The organism is Cupriavidus sp. 96C5-1 (genome assembly GCF_057798855.1).
Window position 1 is genome coordinate 32409 of sequence record NZ_JBYOJU010000021.1, and the last position, 14419, is coordinate 46827.

At 68.5% G+C, this 14419-nt stretch carries 12 protein-coding genes; 6 read left to right on the forward strand and 6 right to left on the reverse strand.

Annotation, left to right across the window (positions count from 1 at the left end):
• Nucleotides 1–13: 13 nt before the first annotated feature.
• From AC3FOF_RS22070 to AC3FOF_RS22085, 4 genes are read right to left on the reverse strand one after another with little or no spacing between them, the layout of a single operon-like run.
• Nucleotides 14–1087, reverse strand: a complete 1074-nt coding sequence (locus AC3FOF_RS22070) for an Ldh family oxidoreductase (RefSeq protein ID WP_488727791.1) — start codon at nt 1085–1087, stop codon at nt 14–16.
• A 42-nt stretch (nt 1088–1129) separates the two neighbouring features.
• The gene (locus AC3FOF_RS22075) at nt 1130–2122 is read right to left on the reverse strand and encodes a Bug family tripartite tricarboxylate transporter substrate binding protein (protein ID WP_488727792.1); all 993 of its coding nucleotides are present in this window, start codon (nt 2120–2122) and stop codon (nt 1130–1132) included.
• A 53-nt stretch (nt 2123–2175) separates the two neighbouring features.
• Entirely contained in the window at nt 2176–3609 is a 1434-nt protein-coding gene (locus tag AC3FOF_RS22080; protein WP_488727793.1) for an FAD-binding oxidoreductase, read from the reverse strand.
• Between the two features lie 36 nt (nt 3610–3645).
• Nucleotides 3646–5346 (reverse strand): thiamine pyrophosphate-binding protein, encoded by a 1701-nt coding sequence (locus AC3FOF_RS22085; RefSeq protein ID WP_488727794.1) that lies wholly within the window; start codon nt 5344–5346, stop codon nt 3646–3648.
• Between the two features lie 275 nt (nt 5347–5621).
• Between AC3FOF_RS22085 and AC3FOF_RS22090 the strand changes: the two genes are divergently transcribed.
• From AC3FOF_RS22090 to AC3FOF_RS22115, 6 genes are all read left to right on the forward strand, one after another.
• Nucleotides 5622–6641, forward strand: a complete 1020-nt coding sequence (locus AC3FOF_RS22090; protein WP_488727846.1) for a Bug family tripartite tricarboxylate transporter substrate binding protein — start codon at nt 5622–5624, stop codon at nt 6639–6641.
• Between the two features lie 104 nt (nt 6642–6745).
• Entirely contained in the window at nt 6746–7840 is a 1095-nt protein-coding gene (locus AC3FOF_RS22095) for a malate/lactate/ureidoglycolate dehydrogenase (RefSeq protein ID WP_488727795.1), read from the forward strand.
• A 55-nt stretch (nt 7841–7895) separates the two neighbouring features.
• Nucleotides 7896–8270 carry a 5-carboxymethyl-2-hydroxymuconate Delta-isomerase gene (locus tag AC3FOF_RS22100; protein ID WP_017230865.1) on the forward strand — a complete coding sequence of 125 codons (375 nt, stop codon included), beginning with the start codon at nt 7896–7898 and terminating at the stop codon, nt 8268–8270.
• Nucleotides 8271–8394: 124 nt separating this feature from the next.
• Nucleotides 8395–9186: a 2-dehydro-3-deoxyglucarate aldolase gene (garL, locus tag AC3FOF_RS22105; RefSeq protein ID WP_017230864.1), complete on the forward strand. Its 792-nt coding sequence runs from the start codon at nt 8395–8397 to the stop codon at nt 9184–9186.
• A gap of 33 nt (nt 9187–9219) precedes the next feature.
• Nucleotides 9220–10122, forward strand: coding sequence for a 2-hydroxy-3-oxopropionate reductase (locus AC3FOF_RS22110; protein WP_276268152.1), 903 nt, complete (start codon nt 9220–9222; stop codon nt 10120–10122).
• A gap of 36 nt (nt 10123–10158) precedes the next feature.
• The gene (locus tag AC3FOF_RS22115) at nt 10159–11094 is read left to right on the forward strand and encodes a LysR family transcriptional regulator (protein ID WP_276268153.1); all 936 of its coding nucleotides are present in this window, start codon (nt 10159–10161) and stop codon (nt 11092–11094) included.
• Nucleotides 11095–11155: 61 nt separating this feature from the next.
• Here AC3FOF_RS22115 and AC3FOF_RS22120 read toward each other — a convergent pair whose 3' ends face one another.
• Nucleotides 11156–12541, reverse strand: a complete 1386-nt coding sequence (locus AC3FOF_RS22120; protein ID WP_488727796.1) for an FAD-binding oxidoreductase — start codon at nt 12539–12541, stop codon at nt 11156–11158.
• 280 nt (nt 12542–12821) lie between these two features.
• The gene (gene garD / locus AC3FOF_RS22125; RefSeq protein ID WP_276269579.1) at nt 12822–14375 is read right to left on the reverse strand and encodes a galactarate dehydratase; all 1554 of its coding nucleotides are present in this window, start codon (nt 14373–14375) and stop codon (nt 12822–12824) included.
• Between the last annotated feature and the right edge of the window lie 44 nt (nt 14376–14419).

A 14419-nucleotide genomic window follows, 5' to 3' on the forward strand; every position in this document is an offset into this window, starting at 1 on the left:
GCCGGGGCGCACTTCACGGCAATGGCGAAGGCGCCGGCATGCCGAATTTTTCCAGCCATGGTGCCAATTGCGGCAGGATTGCCGGATTGAGCGCCACGCCGTCGCGCAGCTGGCGCGCCTTGCGTTCCAGCGCGCCCTGCCCCGGCAGCCGCACGCGGTCCACGCCGGGCCGCGGCGGATTCTCCGCGCAGGCGCGCGCCACCCAGCCCATCTGGCCGGCAAAGGCTTCCTCGCCGGCAAACGCCGCGGGGTCCAGTATCTGCAGGAACACGGTATTGCCCCAGCGCCTGCCCGGGTCGTCCCGGCCATGGCCGCTCAGGCCGGCCGTCAGCGCCTCCACCATCAGCGCCAGCGCGAATCCCTTGTGCCCGGCGTCCAGCCCGCCCAGCGGCAGGATCGAGCCGGCGTGCGGCGGGAACAGGACGGCCGGGTCGTCGCTGGGGTTGCCGTGCTCGTCGATCAGCCACGGGTGCGGCAGCCGCTTGCCTTCCTTGTAGAGCCGCCCCGTGAGGCCGTTGGTGGTGATCGAGGTCGAGACGTCGATCAGCACAGGCCCTTCCGGCGTGGGAAATCCTACGGCAAGCGGGCTGGGCGAGAACATCGGGCGCGTACCGCCGAACGGCGCCACCGTGGCCGCCGCCGGCGCCGAGGAAAACAGCAGCATGACGAAACCGGCCTGGGTAGCCCGCTCCAGGTAGGCCGCCAGGCAGGCAATGTGGTGGGCGCGCCGGATGGTGACGGTACCGGTGCCATAGTCGCGCGCCCGCGCCATCGCGCTTTCCATTGCCCGCAGCGTCAGCCATGGCCCGGGCAGGCGCTTGCCGTCCCAGGTAGCGACCGCGGGGCGGTTGGACAGCACGGCGTAGTCCTCCTTGACCGCCATGCCACCGCTCTCGATCTCGACCAGGTAGGTGGGCAGCAGTTGCAGGCCGTGCGTATCGTGGCCCATCAGGTCGCCTTCGACCAGGATGTCCGCCACGTCGGCGGCCCGGTCGGACGGCATGCCCGCGCGTTCGAACATGGCCTGTGCCATGCCGCGCAGCGCGGCGGCGTCGAAACGCTGGGTGGCGGGAGTATGGCTTTGCATGGTGGCTCCGTCAGGTCGGGCGCGACCGGCGCGCCCAGGGTTTTACTCGTTGACCGATACGCCGGCTGCCTTGACGACCTTTTCCCAGCGCGCCTTCTCGGCCAGCGCGAAGGTCTGGAATTCCGCAGCGGGCTTCGGGTCGGGCTCGGCGCCGGCATTGACCAGTTGCTCGCGGAACTCGGGCCTGCGCATGGCTGCCATCACCGCATCGCTCACCTTGGACACGATCTCGCGCGGCGTGCCGGCGGGGGCAAACAGCCCGAACCACGAGCCGGTCACAAAGCCCGGCAGGCCGGCCTCTTCCATGGTCGGCACATTGGGCAGCGCGCTCATGCGCTGGGTGCCGGTCACGGCGAGCGCCTTGAGCTTGCCGGATTTGACGAATGGCAGCGAGGTCGGCGCGTTATCGAACATGATCTGCACCTGCCCGCCCATCAGGTCCGTCACCGCCAGCGCGCTGCCCTTGTACGGCACGTGCACCATCTGGGTTCCGGTCATGACCTTGTATAACTCGCCAGACAGGTGAATCGAGCTGCCCGCGCCCGACGAGGCAAAGGTGGCCTTGCCGTTTTTGCTCTTCACGAACTGCGTGAGCTCCTTGACGTTCTTCGCCGGCACGGCCGGATTGACCACCAGGATATTCGGCACCGAGGCGACCATCGCCACGGCGGTGAAATCCTTGGTCGTATCGTAGGGCATCTTGCGATAGAAGCTGGCGTTGATCGCATTGGTGCCAACCGTGCCCATCAGGAAGGTGTAGCCGTCCGGCGCCGACTTGGCGACGATGTCCGCGCCGATATTGCCCGAGGCCCCCGGGCGGTTTTCCACCACCACCGGCTGGCCCAGCGCCTTCTGCAGGTCGCGCCCGATCAGCCGCGCCACGATATCCGTATTGCCGCCGGCGGCAAACGGCACCACCACTCGGATCGGCTTGGACGGATAGGTATCCGCCTGCACGGGCAACGCCACGCATGCGGCGGTGGCTGCCAGGACGGCCAGCAGCGAGCGGCGCGACGGCTTGTAGCGTTGATGCATGGGTGTCTCCTTTGGGGTTCTTGTTGTGGTGCGTGGTGCGTGGTGTGCGGTACTCAGTGCGCTCGGTGCGATGCGCCCGGCAGCAGCCGGCCCGGGTTCATCAGGCCGTGCGGGTCCAGCGCCTGCTTGATCTTTTGCATCAGCGCCATTTCCACGCCGGATTTGTAGTGCGCGTTCTTGTCGACCTTCAACTGGCCGATGCCATGCTCGGCCGAGATCGAGCCGCGCACGCGGTGCACGGCCTCGTACACCAGCGCGCTGATGGCCGCGCCGTTGGCCCGCACGAACGCCGGCTGCGGCACGCCGTACGGCGCGCTGACGTTGTAGTGGAGGTTGCCGTCGCCCAGATGGCCAAAGGCCAGCACGCGTGCGCCGGGGTTGGCGGCCACGATGGCGGCGCTGGTGTGCTCAATGAACTCGCCGATCGCGGAGATCGGCACCGAGATATCGTGCTTGAGGTTGTCGCCCTCCAGCGACTGGGCTTCAGGCAGGTGATGGCGGATCCGCCACAGGCCATCGGACTGCGCGAGCGAGGCGGCAATGGCGGCGTCCGCCACAATGCCAGCCTCGAACGCCTCTTCCATCAGTTCGCTGAAAGCCAGCGTGGCGCGCGCCTCGCTGTGCGGGTCGCTGCTTTCCAGCAGGACATACCAGGGATGCGTTCGTTCGAAGGGCGCGCGGCAGTCCGGGAAATGTCGCGCCACCAGGGCCACGCACACGCCGCTCATCAGCTCGAACGCCGTCAGCGTGGCGGCCAGCCGGCGCTGGGCCAGTTCCAGCAGGCGCAGTGCCGCGTGCGGATCGCTCACCGCCGCCAGCGCGGTCATGCGCGCGGCCGGGCGCGGAAACAGCTTGAGGGTGGCGGCGGTGATCACGCCCAGCGTACCCTCCGCGCCGATAAAGAGCTGTTTGAGGTCGTAGCCGGTGTTGTCCTTGCGCAGGCCGCGCAGGCCGTCCCAGATCTCGCCATCCGGCGTCACCACTTCCAGCCCCAGGCACAGCTCGCGCGTATTGCCGTAGCGCAGCACCTGCACCCCGCCCGCATTGCTGGCGAGATTGCCGCCGATGGTGCAGCTGCCCTCCGCGCCGAGCGACAGCGGGTACAAGCGCCCCGCTTCCTGCGCCGCCTGCTGGACGGTGGCCAGGATGCAGCCCGCCTCGGCGGTGAGCGTGTTGTTGATCGGATCGATCTCGCGGATGCGGTTCAGCCGCGCCGTGGACAGCACCAGCGCGCGGCCGCCGTCGTCGGGGATGGCGCCGCCCACCATGCCGGTATTGCCGCCCTGCGGCACCAGCGGCACCTGGCGCGCCGCGCACCAGCGCACCACGGCCGCCACGTCGGCCGTGGTATCGGGCTGGGCCACCGCCAGCGCGCGGCCGGTCCAGCTGCGGCGCCAGTCGGTGAGAAACGGCGCGGTATCTTCGGGTGCGCTCAGCAAGCGGCCGGCAAACCGGCTGCGCAGGTCGGCCAGCGTGGCATCGGTCATGGGGTGTCTCCTGTTTTGTATTTTGCTTTTTGTTTTTCAGTCCGCGATCCGCATCGTCGGGGTGATCTGGCGCGGGTCCGTGACCAGTTCCAGCACCGCGGGCTTGCCCGCTGCCTGGGCCCGGGCAAAGGCCGCGGCAAAGTCCTCCGTGCGCGTCACGCGCTCCGCCCAGGCCCCGCACGACTGCGCCATCGCCACGAAATCCGGGCTCGGGATATCCGTGCCGCTGACGCGCCCGGGATAGCGCTTCTCCTGGTGCATGCGGATGGTGCCGTACATGCCGTTGTTGACCACCACCACGATCAGGTTCGCGCCATATTGCGCAGCAGTAGCCAGTTCCTGCGGGTACATCAGGAAGCAGCCGTCACCGGCAAGGCACACCACCGTGCGCCGCGGCTCGCGCAGCTTGGCGGCGATCGCCGCCGGCAGGCCGTAGCCCATGGCGCCGCAGGTTGGCGCCAGTTCGGTGCGCGGCTGGCGGTAGGCATAGAAGCGATGCAGCCAGACGGTGTAATTGCCGGCGCCATTGCTGAGCACGGCGTCATCGGGCAAGACACGGTCCAGGTGGGCGATCGCCGCGCCCATGTCCACGCCGCTGAGTCGCGGGTGCGGCATTGCCGGCGTGGCGAACGCCGTGTGGGCCGCACGGGCGGCGCTGGTCCACTCGCCCCAGCGCACGCGGGCCGGGGGCGCGAGCGCCGCCAGCATGGCGGCGCCCGGTTCGATGCCGGCATGGATGGCGAGTTCAGGCTGGTACACGCGGCCCAGTTCGGCGCTGTCGGCATGTACGTGAATCAGGCGCTGGCGCGGGCACGGCGCCTCCAGCAAGGTGTAGCCGTCGGTGGCGATGTCGCCCAGGCGCGTGCCGAAGGCCAGGATCAGGTCGGCATTGCGCACCTGCTCCGCCAGCGCGGGACTGACCCCGAGGCTGAGGTGGCCTACGTAATGCGGGTCGCGGTTGTCGAAAACGTCCTGGCGGCGGAAGGCGCATGCCACGGGCAGGTTCCAGCGCTGCACGAACCCCGTGAAATCGGCCGCGGCCTGCACACCCCAGTTGGCGCCGCCGGCAATCACCAGCGGGCGCTCGGCAGCCGCCAGCGCGGCGGCCAGCGCTTCGGCGTCGGCCGCGCGCGGTGAGGCCACCACCGGGTGATAGCGCGCGGTGTCGGCCACCTCGCACGTGCCGTCCAGCACATCCTCCGGCAGCGAGATCACCACCGGACCCGGCCGGCCGGAGGTGGCGCACTGGAAGGCGCGCGCCACCAGTTCGGGGATGCGCGCCGGATCCTCGATCTCCACCACCCACTTGGCGATGGCACCGAACATGGCGCCATAGTCAACCTCCTGGAAGGCTTCCCGGCCTTTGTGGCCACGCGCGATCTGGCCGACGAAGAGCAGCATCGGGGTGGAGTCCTGCGCCGCGATATGCACGCCGATGCTGGCATGGGTGGCGCCCGGGCCGCGGGTGACAAAGCAGATGCCCGGACGGCCGGTGAGCTTGCCGTCGGCCTCGGCCATATTGGCCGCCGCGCCCTCGTGCTTGCACACGACCAGGTCGATGGCGGGCTGGTCGTGCAGGGCGTCCAGCACATCGAGAAAGCTCTCGCCGGGCACGCAAAAAATGCGCTCGGCGCCGTGGATACGCAAGGCGTCCACCAGCACGCGGCCGCCGGAGCGGGCCGCCGGCGCGGGAAGCGGTGAAGAGGACGATGTGGCGGCAGTGGATGCGGTGATCATGACGAGTATCGGATGGTGCAGTGCGATTGGCCCGGGATGGGTTGGAAGCCCCCGGAATGCTGCGATTGTTATGGCGCGCAGGCCCTTGGCACCCGGCAGCGGACGCATTTCTGCTATGCGTAAAACGCAAGGCTGACCGCTCCGCGACGCGTGTAGATTGTTGCCAGGCGATCCCGCCCTGCCCCATGCGCCGCCAGCAGGTCATCGCGCTGGCGCGAGGCAGTGGAAAGGAAGGATGGCCACGACAAGAACACACAGGAGACCATGACATGCCGATGCACTTGCGTTCCCTCCAGCCATCCCCCCGTCGCCGCGCCATCGGCCTCTGGGTCTGCGCACTGGCCGGCCTGGGCGCGTCCGGTTTGCTGCCGGCCCATGCCCAGGAGGCCTGGCCGGCCAAGCCGGTCAGTTATGTGGTTCCTTTTGCCGCGGGAGGCACCACCGACGTGCTGGGCCGCCTGATCGGCCAGCGCCTGTCGCAGATGATCGGCCAGCCGGTGGTGGTGGAGAATCGCGCCGGCGCGGGCGGCAATATCGGCTCCGACTATGTGGCCAAGGCCGCGCCGGACGGCTACACCCTGGTCGGCGGCACCATCAGCTCGCACGCGATCAATGTCAGCCTGTACCCCAAGATGCCGTACGACCCGGTCAAGAACTTCCAGCCGGTGGCGCTGATCGGCACCCTGCCCAACCTGCTGGTGGTCAACGCCAACAGCCCGTGGAAGAGCGTGCAGGACGTGATCGCCGCCGCCAGGGCCAGGCCCGGCGCGGTCTCCTTCGGCTCGGCCGGCAACGGGACCTCGCAACACCTGGCCGGCGAGCTGTTCGCCGTCATGGCGGGCGTCAAGCTGCTCCATGTGCCGTTCAAGGGCAGCAGCCCGGCCGTGCAGGCCCTGATGGGCGGCCAGGTGGACGTGCTGTTCGAGAACAGTGTGGCGGCCATGCCCATGATCCAGTCCGGCAAGTTCCGCGCGCTGGCCACCACTGCAGCCAGGCGTGCGCGCGAATTGCCCGACGTGCCGACCGTGGCCGAGGCCGGTGGTCCGAAGCTGGCCGGCTACGAGATCGTCTCGTGGCAGGCCGTGTTCGCCCCTGCCGGCACGCCGGCCCCGATCGTCAACCGGCTTGCAGCCGACATCGGCAAGATCATCCAGGAGCCGGACATGCGTGCCCGCCTTGCATCGCTGGGCATCGATCCGTCCGGCGCCGGCCCGGCCGAGCTGGCCGCCTTCCAGAAAAGCGAGGTGGCCAGATGGGCGCAGCTGATCAAGACCGCGAATATCAGGCCGGAATGACGCCAGCGCATGGCTGGTGTGGTTTGCCGGGTACCCAAGCGGGGCCCGGCGGCTTATCATGAGGACCGCCTAGTCTCCCCACTCTCCTCCCGGTACCCGACTCCATGAGTGAACACCGTATCCCGAGCGCCGCCCTCCATCAATGGGTGGTCGATCTCTGGCTCGCCGCCGGCTCCGATGCCCGCGAAGCCCGCCTGACCGCCGACCACCTGGTCGGCGCCAACCTGTCCGGCCACGATTCCCATGGCGTCGGCATGATCCCGAAATACGTGCTGTCCTGGCTCGGCGAGCAGCTCCAGCTCAACCAGCGCGTCAGCGTGGTGCATGAGGCCGGCGGTATTCTGAGCCTGGACGGCAATCGCGGCATGGGCCAGGCGGTGACCGAAGAGGCCATGGACCTGGCGATCGAACGGGCGCGCGAGCACGGCGTGTGCGTGCTGGGCCTGCGCCGCTCGCACCATCTTGGCCGGGTCGGCCACTGGGCCGAGCAGGCCGCCGCCGCCGGCATGATCTCCATCCACTTCGTCAACGTGCTGTCCAAGCCCATCGTGGCGCCGCATGGCGGCTTTGAGGCGCGCTACGGCACCAACCCCTTCACCATCGCCGTGCCGGTGGATGGCGCCGAGCCGCTGGTGATGGATTTCGCCACCAGCGCGATTGCGCTGGGCAAGGTCCGGGTCGCCAACAACAAGGGCGTGCCGGTGCCCCCGGGCTGCCTGCTGGATGCCGGCGGCCAGCCCACCGACGACCCCGCCGTGATGTTCCCGCCCGCCGGCGAGGCGCAGGGCGCGCTGCGCGCCTTCGGCGAGCACAAGGGTTACGTGCTGGCGGTGATGTGCGAACTGCTGGGCGCTGCCGTCACGGGCGGCCACACCATCCGCCCGGAGACCCTGACCCACGAGCACGCGGTCTGGAACAATATGCTGGCCATCGTGTTCGATCCGGCGCGGCTGGGCAGCAGCACCACCTTCGGCCATGAAGTGCAGGCCTTCGTCGACTGGCTCCGCTCCTCGCAGCTGCAGGCCGGCAGCGATGCCATCCGCCTGCCCGGCGAGCCCGAGCGCGCCTGGCGCAAGGCCCGCGCGGAGTGGATCCCGGTGGACAGCGGCACGCTGGCCCAGCTCGACGATGCCGCGGCACGCGTACAGGTGGCGCGCGGCAAATCGCCCGGCCCGCTGTCGCGGCTGGCGGCCGACTGAGTTCTGCTGCCCAGCGCAGCCAACCGATAACCAACGGCCCAGTGCCGGAATCACCATGCCTCACCTGACCATCGAAATCACCGAAAATACCCGCCTGGCCTGCTCGCAGGAAGAACTGCTGGACGAAGCCAATGCCGCCCTGCTCGCCTCCGGCCAGTTCGGCGAGGCGGACATCAAGTCCCGTTGCATCACGCTCACCTCCTTCCGCCAGGGCACCGAGGCGCGGGAACGCGCCTTTGTCCATGCGCGCCTGAGCATCCTCGACGGCCGCGAGCTGGCGGTGCGCCAGGCGCTGGGCAAGGCCATCTGCGAGGTCATCGCCGAAGCCGTGCGGCCCGGCGGGGCCGAGGACAATGTGCAGGTCAGCGTGGAGGTCGTGGAGATGGAGCGCGCCAGCTACGCCAAGCAGATCGTCAGCGGCCAGCGCTGAGCAAGGCCGCGGACCGCACATGCGGTTCGCGGCAGATCGCCATTACCGGCCGAAACGGCCACCCCCGTCCATTGCGCGCCGTCCCGGCGCCGCGCTTGCAGCATGAAAAAGGAAAACCCTGGCCATGTCGTCGTTGCCCAATTCGTATCTGCCCTCGCCTTTGCCCAACCGTTTCCGCGCCGACATCCTGGCACGCAAGCGCCTGATCGGCTGCTGGTGCTCGCTGGGCAATCCCAACACCACCGAAATCCTCGGCCTGGCGGGCTTCGACTGGCTGCTGCTGGACGGCGAGCACTCGCCCAACGATGTGCTGAGCTTTATCCCGCAACTGATGGCGCTGCAAGGCAGCGTCAGCGCACCGGTGGTGCGGCCGCCCGTGAACGACCCGGTGGTGATGAAGCGCCTGCTGGATATCGGCTTCTATAACTTCCTGATTCCCTTTGTCGAAAGTGCCGAGCAGGCTGAGCGCGCGGTCGGCGCCACCCGCTATCCGCCGGCCGGCGTGCGCGGCGTGTCGATGGTCCAGCGCAGCAACCGCTATGGCACGGTGCCGGAGTATTTCAGCCAGATCAACGACAATATCTGCGTGCTGGTGCAGATCGAAAGCCAGAAAGGCGTGGACGCGGCCGACGCGATCTGCGCGGTGGATGGCGTGGACGGCATTTTCATCGGACCGTCCGACCTGGCGGCCGCTTGCGGCCATCTCGGCAACCCCAACCATCCCGAGGTGCAGGCCCGGGTGGCGCGTATCTTCGAGGCCGCCAATCGCGCCGGCAAGGCGGTGGGCACCCTGACGCCGGTGGAAGCCGACGCGCGCCGCTACCTGGACATGGGCGCGGCCTTCGTGGCGGTCGGGCTGGATCAGAATGTCCTGCGCAGCGCCACGCAGGCGCTACGCGACAGATTCGCGAGCTGAGCGCCGTATCACATTGAGACCAGGGGAACTGACATGAGCAAGATCGGGTTTATCGGACTGGGCGTGATGGGCACGCCCATGGCGCAACACCTGCTGGCGGGCGGCCATACGCTCTACGTGCATTCGCGCAGCGGCCCGCCCAAGGCCCTGCTCGATGCGGGCGCGCAGGCCTGCGCCGATGCCGCCGGGGTGGCGCGGCAAAGCGAGGTGATCTTCCTGATGCTGCCCGACACGCCCGATGTGGAGCGTGTGCTGTTCGGCGAGCACGGTGTCGCCGAAGGCCTTTCCCAGGGCAAGACAGTGGTGGACATGAGTTCGATCTCCCCCATCGAGACCCGCGCCTTCGCCGAAAGGATCGCGGCGCTGGGCTGCGACTACGTGGACGGCCCCGTCTCCGGCGGCGAAGTCGGCGCCAAGGCCGCCACGCTGTCGATCATGGCGGGCGGCAGGCAGGAAGTCTTCGACCGCGTGCTGCCGCTGCTGCAGCTGATGGGCAAGAACATCACGCTGGTGGGCGGCGTGGGCGACGGCCAGGTGGCCAAGGTGGCCAACCAGGTCATCGTGGCGCTGACCATCGAGGCGGTGGGCGAGGCGCTGGTGCTGGCCGCCAAGGCGGGCGCCGATCCTGCCCGCGTGCGCGAGGCCCTGATGGGCGGCTTTGCCAGCTCGCGCATCCTGGAAGTGCATGGCGAGCGGATGATCAAGCGCACGTTCGACCCTGGCTTTCGCATCGACCTGCACCAGAAGGATCTCAACCTGGCGCTGTCGACCGCGCACAAGCTGGGCGTAAGCCTGCCCAATACCGCCTCGTGCCAGCAGCTGTTCAACGTGTGCGGCGCGCTGGGCGGCGCCAGGTGGGATCACTCCGGCCTGGTGCGCGCGCTCGAGCATATGTCCGGCCACGCCATCGGCGACAAGCCTCCCGGCAAGGCCTGATGTCGCTTGTCGTGAGCGCCGCACAGGTACCATGACATGAGCGCGATGAACTCTGAGGACCTGGCCTGCTTCGTCTGCGTGGCCAACACCCAAAGCATCTCGCGCGCGGCGCTGGAACTGGGCGCCGACCAGTCCACCGTGAGCCGGCAGATCGCCCGGCTGGAGGCGGCGCTGGACACCCGCCTGTTCCACCGCAGCGGGCGCGGCGTGGTGCTGACCGAAGCCGGCCAGACGCTGATCGTCTACGCCCGGCAGGTAGCCGCCACGCTGGCGGAGGCGCGCGAGGCCATCCGCGCGTCGTCGGCGCAGGGGCCGGCGCAGCTTGTGATCGCGGCGCAGCCGACCATCGCCAACACCGCCTTCGCCAGCATCGGCACCGCGCTCAAGCAGCGCTTTCCCGCCACCCGGGTCCGTTTCGTGGAAGGGCTGGCCAGCCCCGTGCTGGCCTGGCTGGCTGCCGGCGAGATCGACGTCGCGCTGCTCTACCTGCCGGAGCAGCAAGGCGCGCTGAAGGTCGACATCCTGCTGGAGGAGGACCTGACCCTGGTCACGCCCACCTCGTGGAGCCACCTGGGACCCACCTTTCCCGTGCGCCGGCTTGGCGAGGTACCGCTGATCCTGCCCAGCACCGGGCACGGCCTGCGCCTGCTGGCCGAGTCGCTGGCGGCCCGCACCGGTACCAGCCTGCAGCTGGCGCTGGAATGCGACGCGTCCAACACCGTATCGATGCGGCTGGTGGAGGATGGCTGTGGCGCCACCCTGCTGCCCTTTGCCGCGGTGGCCGACCGCGTGGCGCAGGGCCGGCTGCACTCGGCCCGGCTGGTGGATCCGGTGGTCACGCGGCAGGTGGCGCTTGCCACGGCGCGCAACCGCACGCCGGTGCCGGAGCTATGGGACATCATGCAGACGGTGCGGCAGTCGGTGCGCAATATCGTGATGTCGGGGGCGTGGCCGGGAGCGCGGCTGATTTGAACGCCCCCGGTCTTGCCACCACCTGATGCCTGATGCCTGATGCCTGATGCCAAGGCGAAGGCTACGCAGGCCTGATGTTCTGGTTATGCCGGAACAGGTTGCCCGGATCGTACTGGCGCTTGACTTCGGCCAGCCGGGCATAGTTCGGCCCGTAGGCGGCACCGACGCGATCCCCCTCTTCCTGCGTCATGAAGTTGACGTACACCGAGCCCAGCGCATAGGGTTCCGCCGTCCTGAACACGGCGCGCGACCAGGCGACGCAGGCGTCGTCGTCGGCCGCTTCGCTCCAGCGGCCATGCACGTTCATGATGAATTTCGCATCGCGATTGGCATACGCGGTGGCGCCCGGCGCCACCCGGTTGGTCTGGCCTCCCATGGCGCCGATGAAGATCTCGCATTGCGGCGACGGCAGCTGGCTGACGTAGCCTGTGAGCGCTTCCAGCAAGCCATCGTCGAGACCGGCGAAGTTGTGGGATTTCCAGTAGTTGCGCGCACCGGGCGTGAGCAAGGGATCGAACGCCTGCTGCCATGCGGTGAAGGGCATGGGCCCGACGTGCTCGCCATAGGGCGTGCCCAGGTGGCGCAAGGGTTCGACCAGTTGCGGGCCGTTCGCTACCGGCCCGATATAGCAGATGGCCAGCGCCATGATGGGCTTGCCATGCGCGTCCGGCGGCAGGAACGGCAACGGCGGCGCCTGGCGCATCACCACCCAGACGGTCAGGTCGTCGGGCATGCTCTCGAACAGGTCGCGAAATGCGGGCAGCACCTTGTCTGCCTGTTCCAGGGGATAGACGATCAGCCCGCCGAAGATCTCCGGACCGACCGGATGGAGCTGGAACTCGAACATCGTCACCACGCCAAAATTGCCGCCACCGCCGCGGATGGCCCAGAACAGGTCGGGATGCTCGGTGGCGCTGGCGCGCAACAGCTTGCCGTCGGCCGTGACCACCTGCGCGCTGACCAGGTTGTCGACCGACGTGCCGTACTTCCGGCTGATCCAGCCAAAGCCGCCGCCCAGGGTCAGGCCGGCCACCCCGGTGGTCGAATTGATGCCCAGCGGCGTGGCGAGGCCGAACGCCTGCGCTTCATGGTCAAAGTCGGCAAGTGTCGCGCCCGGTTCCACATAGGCGCGCAGCGCAGCCGGATCGACCCGCACGGACTTCATCGCGGACAGGTCCAGCGTGACGCCGCCCTCGCACATCGCAAGACCGCCGATATTGTGGCCGCCCGCGCGCACCGACAACAGCAAGCCATTGTCCCGCGCGAACGTAACCGTATCGATCACATCGGCCGCGCCAGCGCTTTTGACGATCAGCGCGGGGTGCCGGTCGATCATGGCATTCCAGATGTGGCGGGCCTGCTCATAACCCGCTTCGCCGGGCAGCAGCACCTGGCCTCTCAGCTTCGACTTCAACCCTTCGACCAGTTCACTCGACAGATCAGACATGATGCACCTCGCGACAGAAATCCCGGATACGGGTTCGGTCGCGCTGCCGGCAAGGTGCCGCGAAGCCAGGCTTGCTCCGTCTCCGCCCTCATGTCCCAAGGGAAGGCGGCATGACGAACATGGGTGGGGAAAACGGCGGTGGGGCCGGCTTGCGGACTGGGAGGGAGGGGGGCCGAATCCTTCCTCATTTAAGGTTGGCCCTGTGGGAATGTAAAGCGTCCGGGGCGGAACGCCCCGGGCAGCTTCCGGGACATCCCGGAAGCCCTGCGCCGGCCGCGGCTCAGGTCACCGGCGCCGGATTGAACAGCGCCAGCGAATTGTGCAGCTTGTGGTGCTCGGCCCAGGTCTTCTTGCGGCCGCTCGCCACCTCCAGCATCAGCCGGAACAGCTCCCAGCCCACCTCCTCGATGGTGGCCTCACCGGTGGCGATGCGGCCGGCGTTCACATCCATGAGGTCGTGCCAGCGGCGCGCCAGGTCACTGCGCGTGGCCACCTTGATCACGGGCACTTCCGCAAGACCGTAAGGCGTGCCGCGGCCAGTGGTGAACACATGCAGGTTCATGCCCGCGGCCAGCTGCAAGGTGCCGCAGATGAAATCGCTGGCGGGCGTAGCCGCGTAGATCAAACCCTTCTGCCTGAGCTTTTCGCCGGGCGACAGCACGCCGGTGATCGCGGTGCTGCCCGACTTGACGATCGAGCCCATGGCCTTCTCGACGATATTGGACAAGCCGCCCTTCTTGTTGCCGGGCGTGGTATTGGCGCTGCGGTCGACCCGGCCCTTCTCCAGGTAGCGGTCGTACCAGTCCATCTCGCGGATCATCGCCTGCGCCACTTCGGGCGTGGCGGCGCGCGCGGTGAGCTGGTCGATGCCGTCGCGCACCTCGGTCACTTCCGAGAACATCACGGTGGCGCCGGCACGCACCAGCAAGTCGGTAGCGAACCCCACCGCCGGATTGGCGGTCACGCCGGAAAAAGCGTCGCTGCCGCCGCACTGCACGCCGACCACCAGCTCCGAGGCCGGGCAGGTCTCGCGGCGGCGCTGGTCAAGCCTGGCGAGGTGCGTTTGCGCCATGGCCATGATGGAGTCGATCATGCTCTCGAAACCCACATGCTGTTCGTCCTGCAGGCACACCACGCCAACCTCGACGCTGCCCGCGCCGGTCTGCACGGGCATGGTGCCAGGCGGCATCAGGCGCTCCGGCTGCAACTTCTCGCAACCCAGGCTCACCATCATCGCGGTGCCGCCGAAGTTGGGGTTGAGGGCAATGTTGCGCAAGGTGCGGATCGGCACGATGGCGTCCGGCGCATCGATGGCCACGCCGCAGCCGTAGGTGTGCTCCAGCCCCACCACATCATCCACGTTGGGGTACTGGGGCAGCAGTTCGGCCTTGATGCGCCGCACCGCATGCTCCACCACACCCGATACGCACTGCACGGTGGTGGTGATGGCAAGGATATTGCGGGTGCCGACCGAGCCATCCGGATTGCGGTAGCCTTCGAAGGTATAGCCCTCCAGCGGCGGCGGCGGCGCCGTCACGCGAGTGCCGATGGGCAGGTCGTCCAGCCCGGGCGCCACCGGCATCTCGATCACGCGCTCGTTGACCCAGCTGCCCCTGGGCAGGTCGCGCAGCGCGTAGCCGATCACCACGTTGTAGCGCACCACCGGGTCGCCCGCCGCCAGGTCGGCCAGCGCCACCTTATGGCCCTGCGGGACGCGCTCGCGCAAGGTCAGGCCGCAAGGAAACACGGTTCCCTCGGGCAGGCCACCGTCGTTGGCGACGATGGCCACGTTATCCAGTTCATGAATGCGGATGTACAGCGGCATCCCCTGCACCTGCCCGCCCGGCTGCGCACCGGCTGGCCGTTCTACTCTGATAT

Coding starts and splice junctions, on each gene's coding strand:
- AC3FOF_RS22115 (WP_276268153.1), top strand. CDS start 10,159: ATGAGCGCGATGAACTCTGAGGACCTGGCCTGCTTCGTCTGCGTGGCC.
- AC3FOF_RS22095 (WP_488727795.1), top strand. CDS start 6,746: ATGAGTGAACACCGTATCCCGAGCGCCGCCCTCCATCAATGGGTGGTC.
- AC3FOF_RS22080 (WP_488727793.1), bottom strand. CDS start 3,609: ATGACCGATGCCACGCTGGCCGACCTGCGCAGCCGGTTTGCCGGCCGC.
- garL (WP_017230864.1), top strand. CDS start 8,395: ATGTCGTCGTTGCCCAATTCGTATCTGCCCTCGCCTTTGCCCAACCGT.
- AC3FOF_RS22070 (WP_488727791.1), bottom strand. CDS start 1,087: ATGCAAAGCCATACTCCCGCCACCCAGCGTTTCGACGCCGCCGCGCTG.
- AC3FOF_RS22075 (WP_488727792.1), bottom strand. CDS start 2,122: ATGCATCAACGCTACAAGCCGTCGCGCCGCTCGCTGCTGGCCGTCCTG.
- AC3FOF_RS22085 (WP_488727794.1), bottom strand. CDS start 5,346: ATGATCACCGCATCCACTGCCGCCACATCGTCCTCTTCACCGCTTCCC.
- AC3FOF_RS22100 (WP_017230865.1), top strand. CDS start 7,896: ATGCCTCACCTGACCATCGAAATCACCGAAAATACCCGCCTGGCCTGC.
- AC3FOF_RS22090 (WP_488727846.1), top strand. CDS start 5,622: ATGCACTTGCGTTCCCTCCAGCCATCCCCCCGTCGCCGCGCCATCGGC.
- AC3FOF_RS22110 (WP_276268152.1), top strand. CDS start 9,220: ATGAGCAAGATCGGGTTTATCGGACTGGGCGTGATGGGCACGCCCATG.
- AC3FOF_RS22120 (WP_488727796.1), bottom strand. CDS start 12,541: ATGTCTGATCTGTCGAGTGAACTGGTCGAAGGGTTGAAGTCGAAGCTG.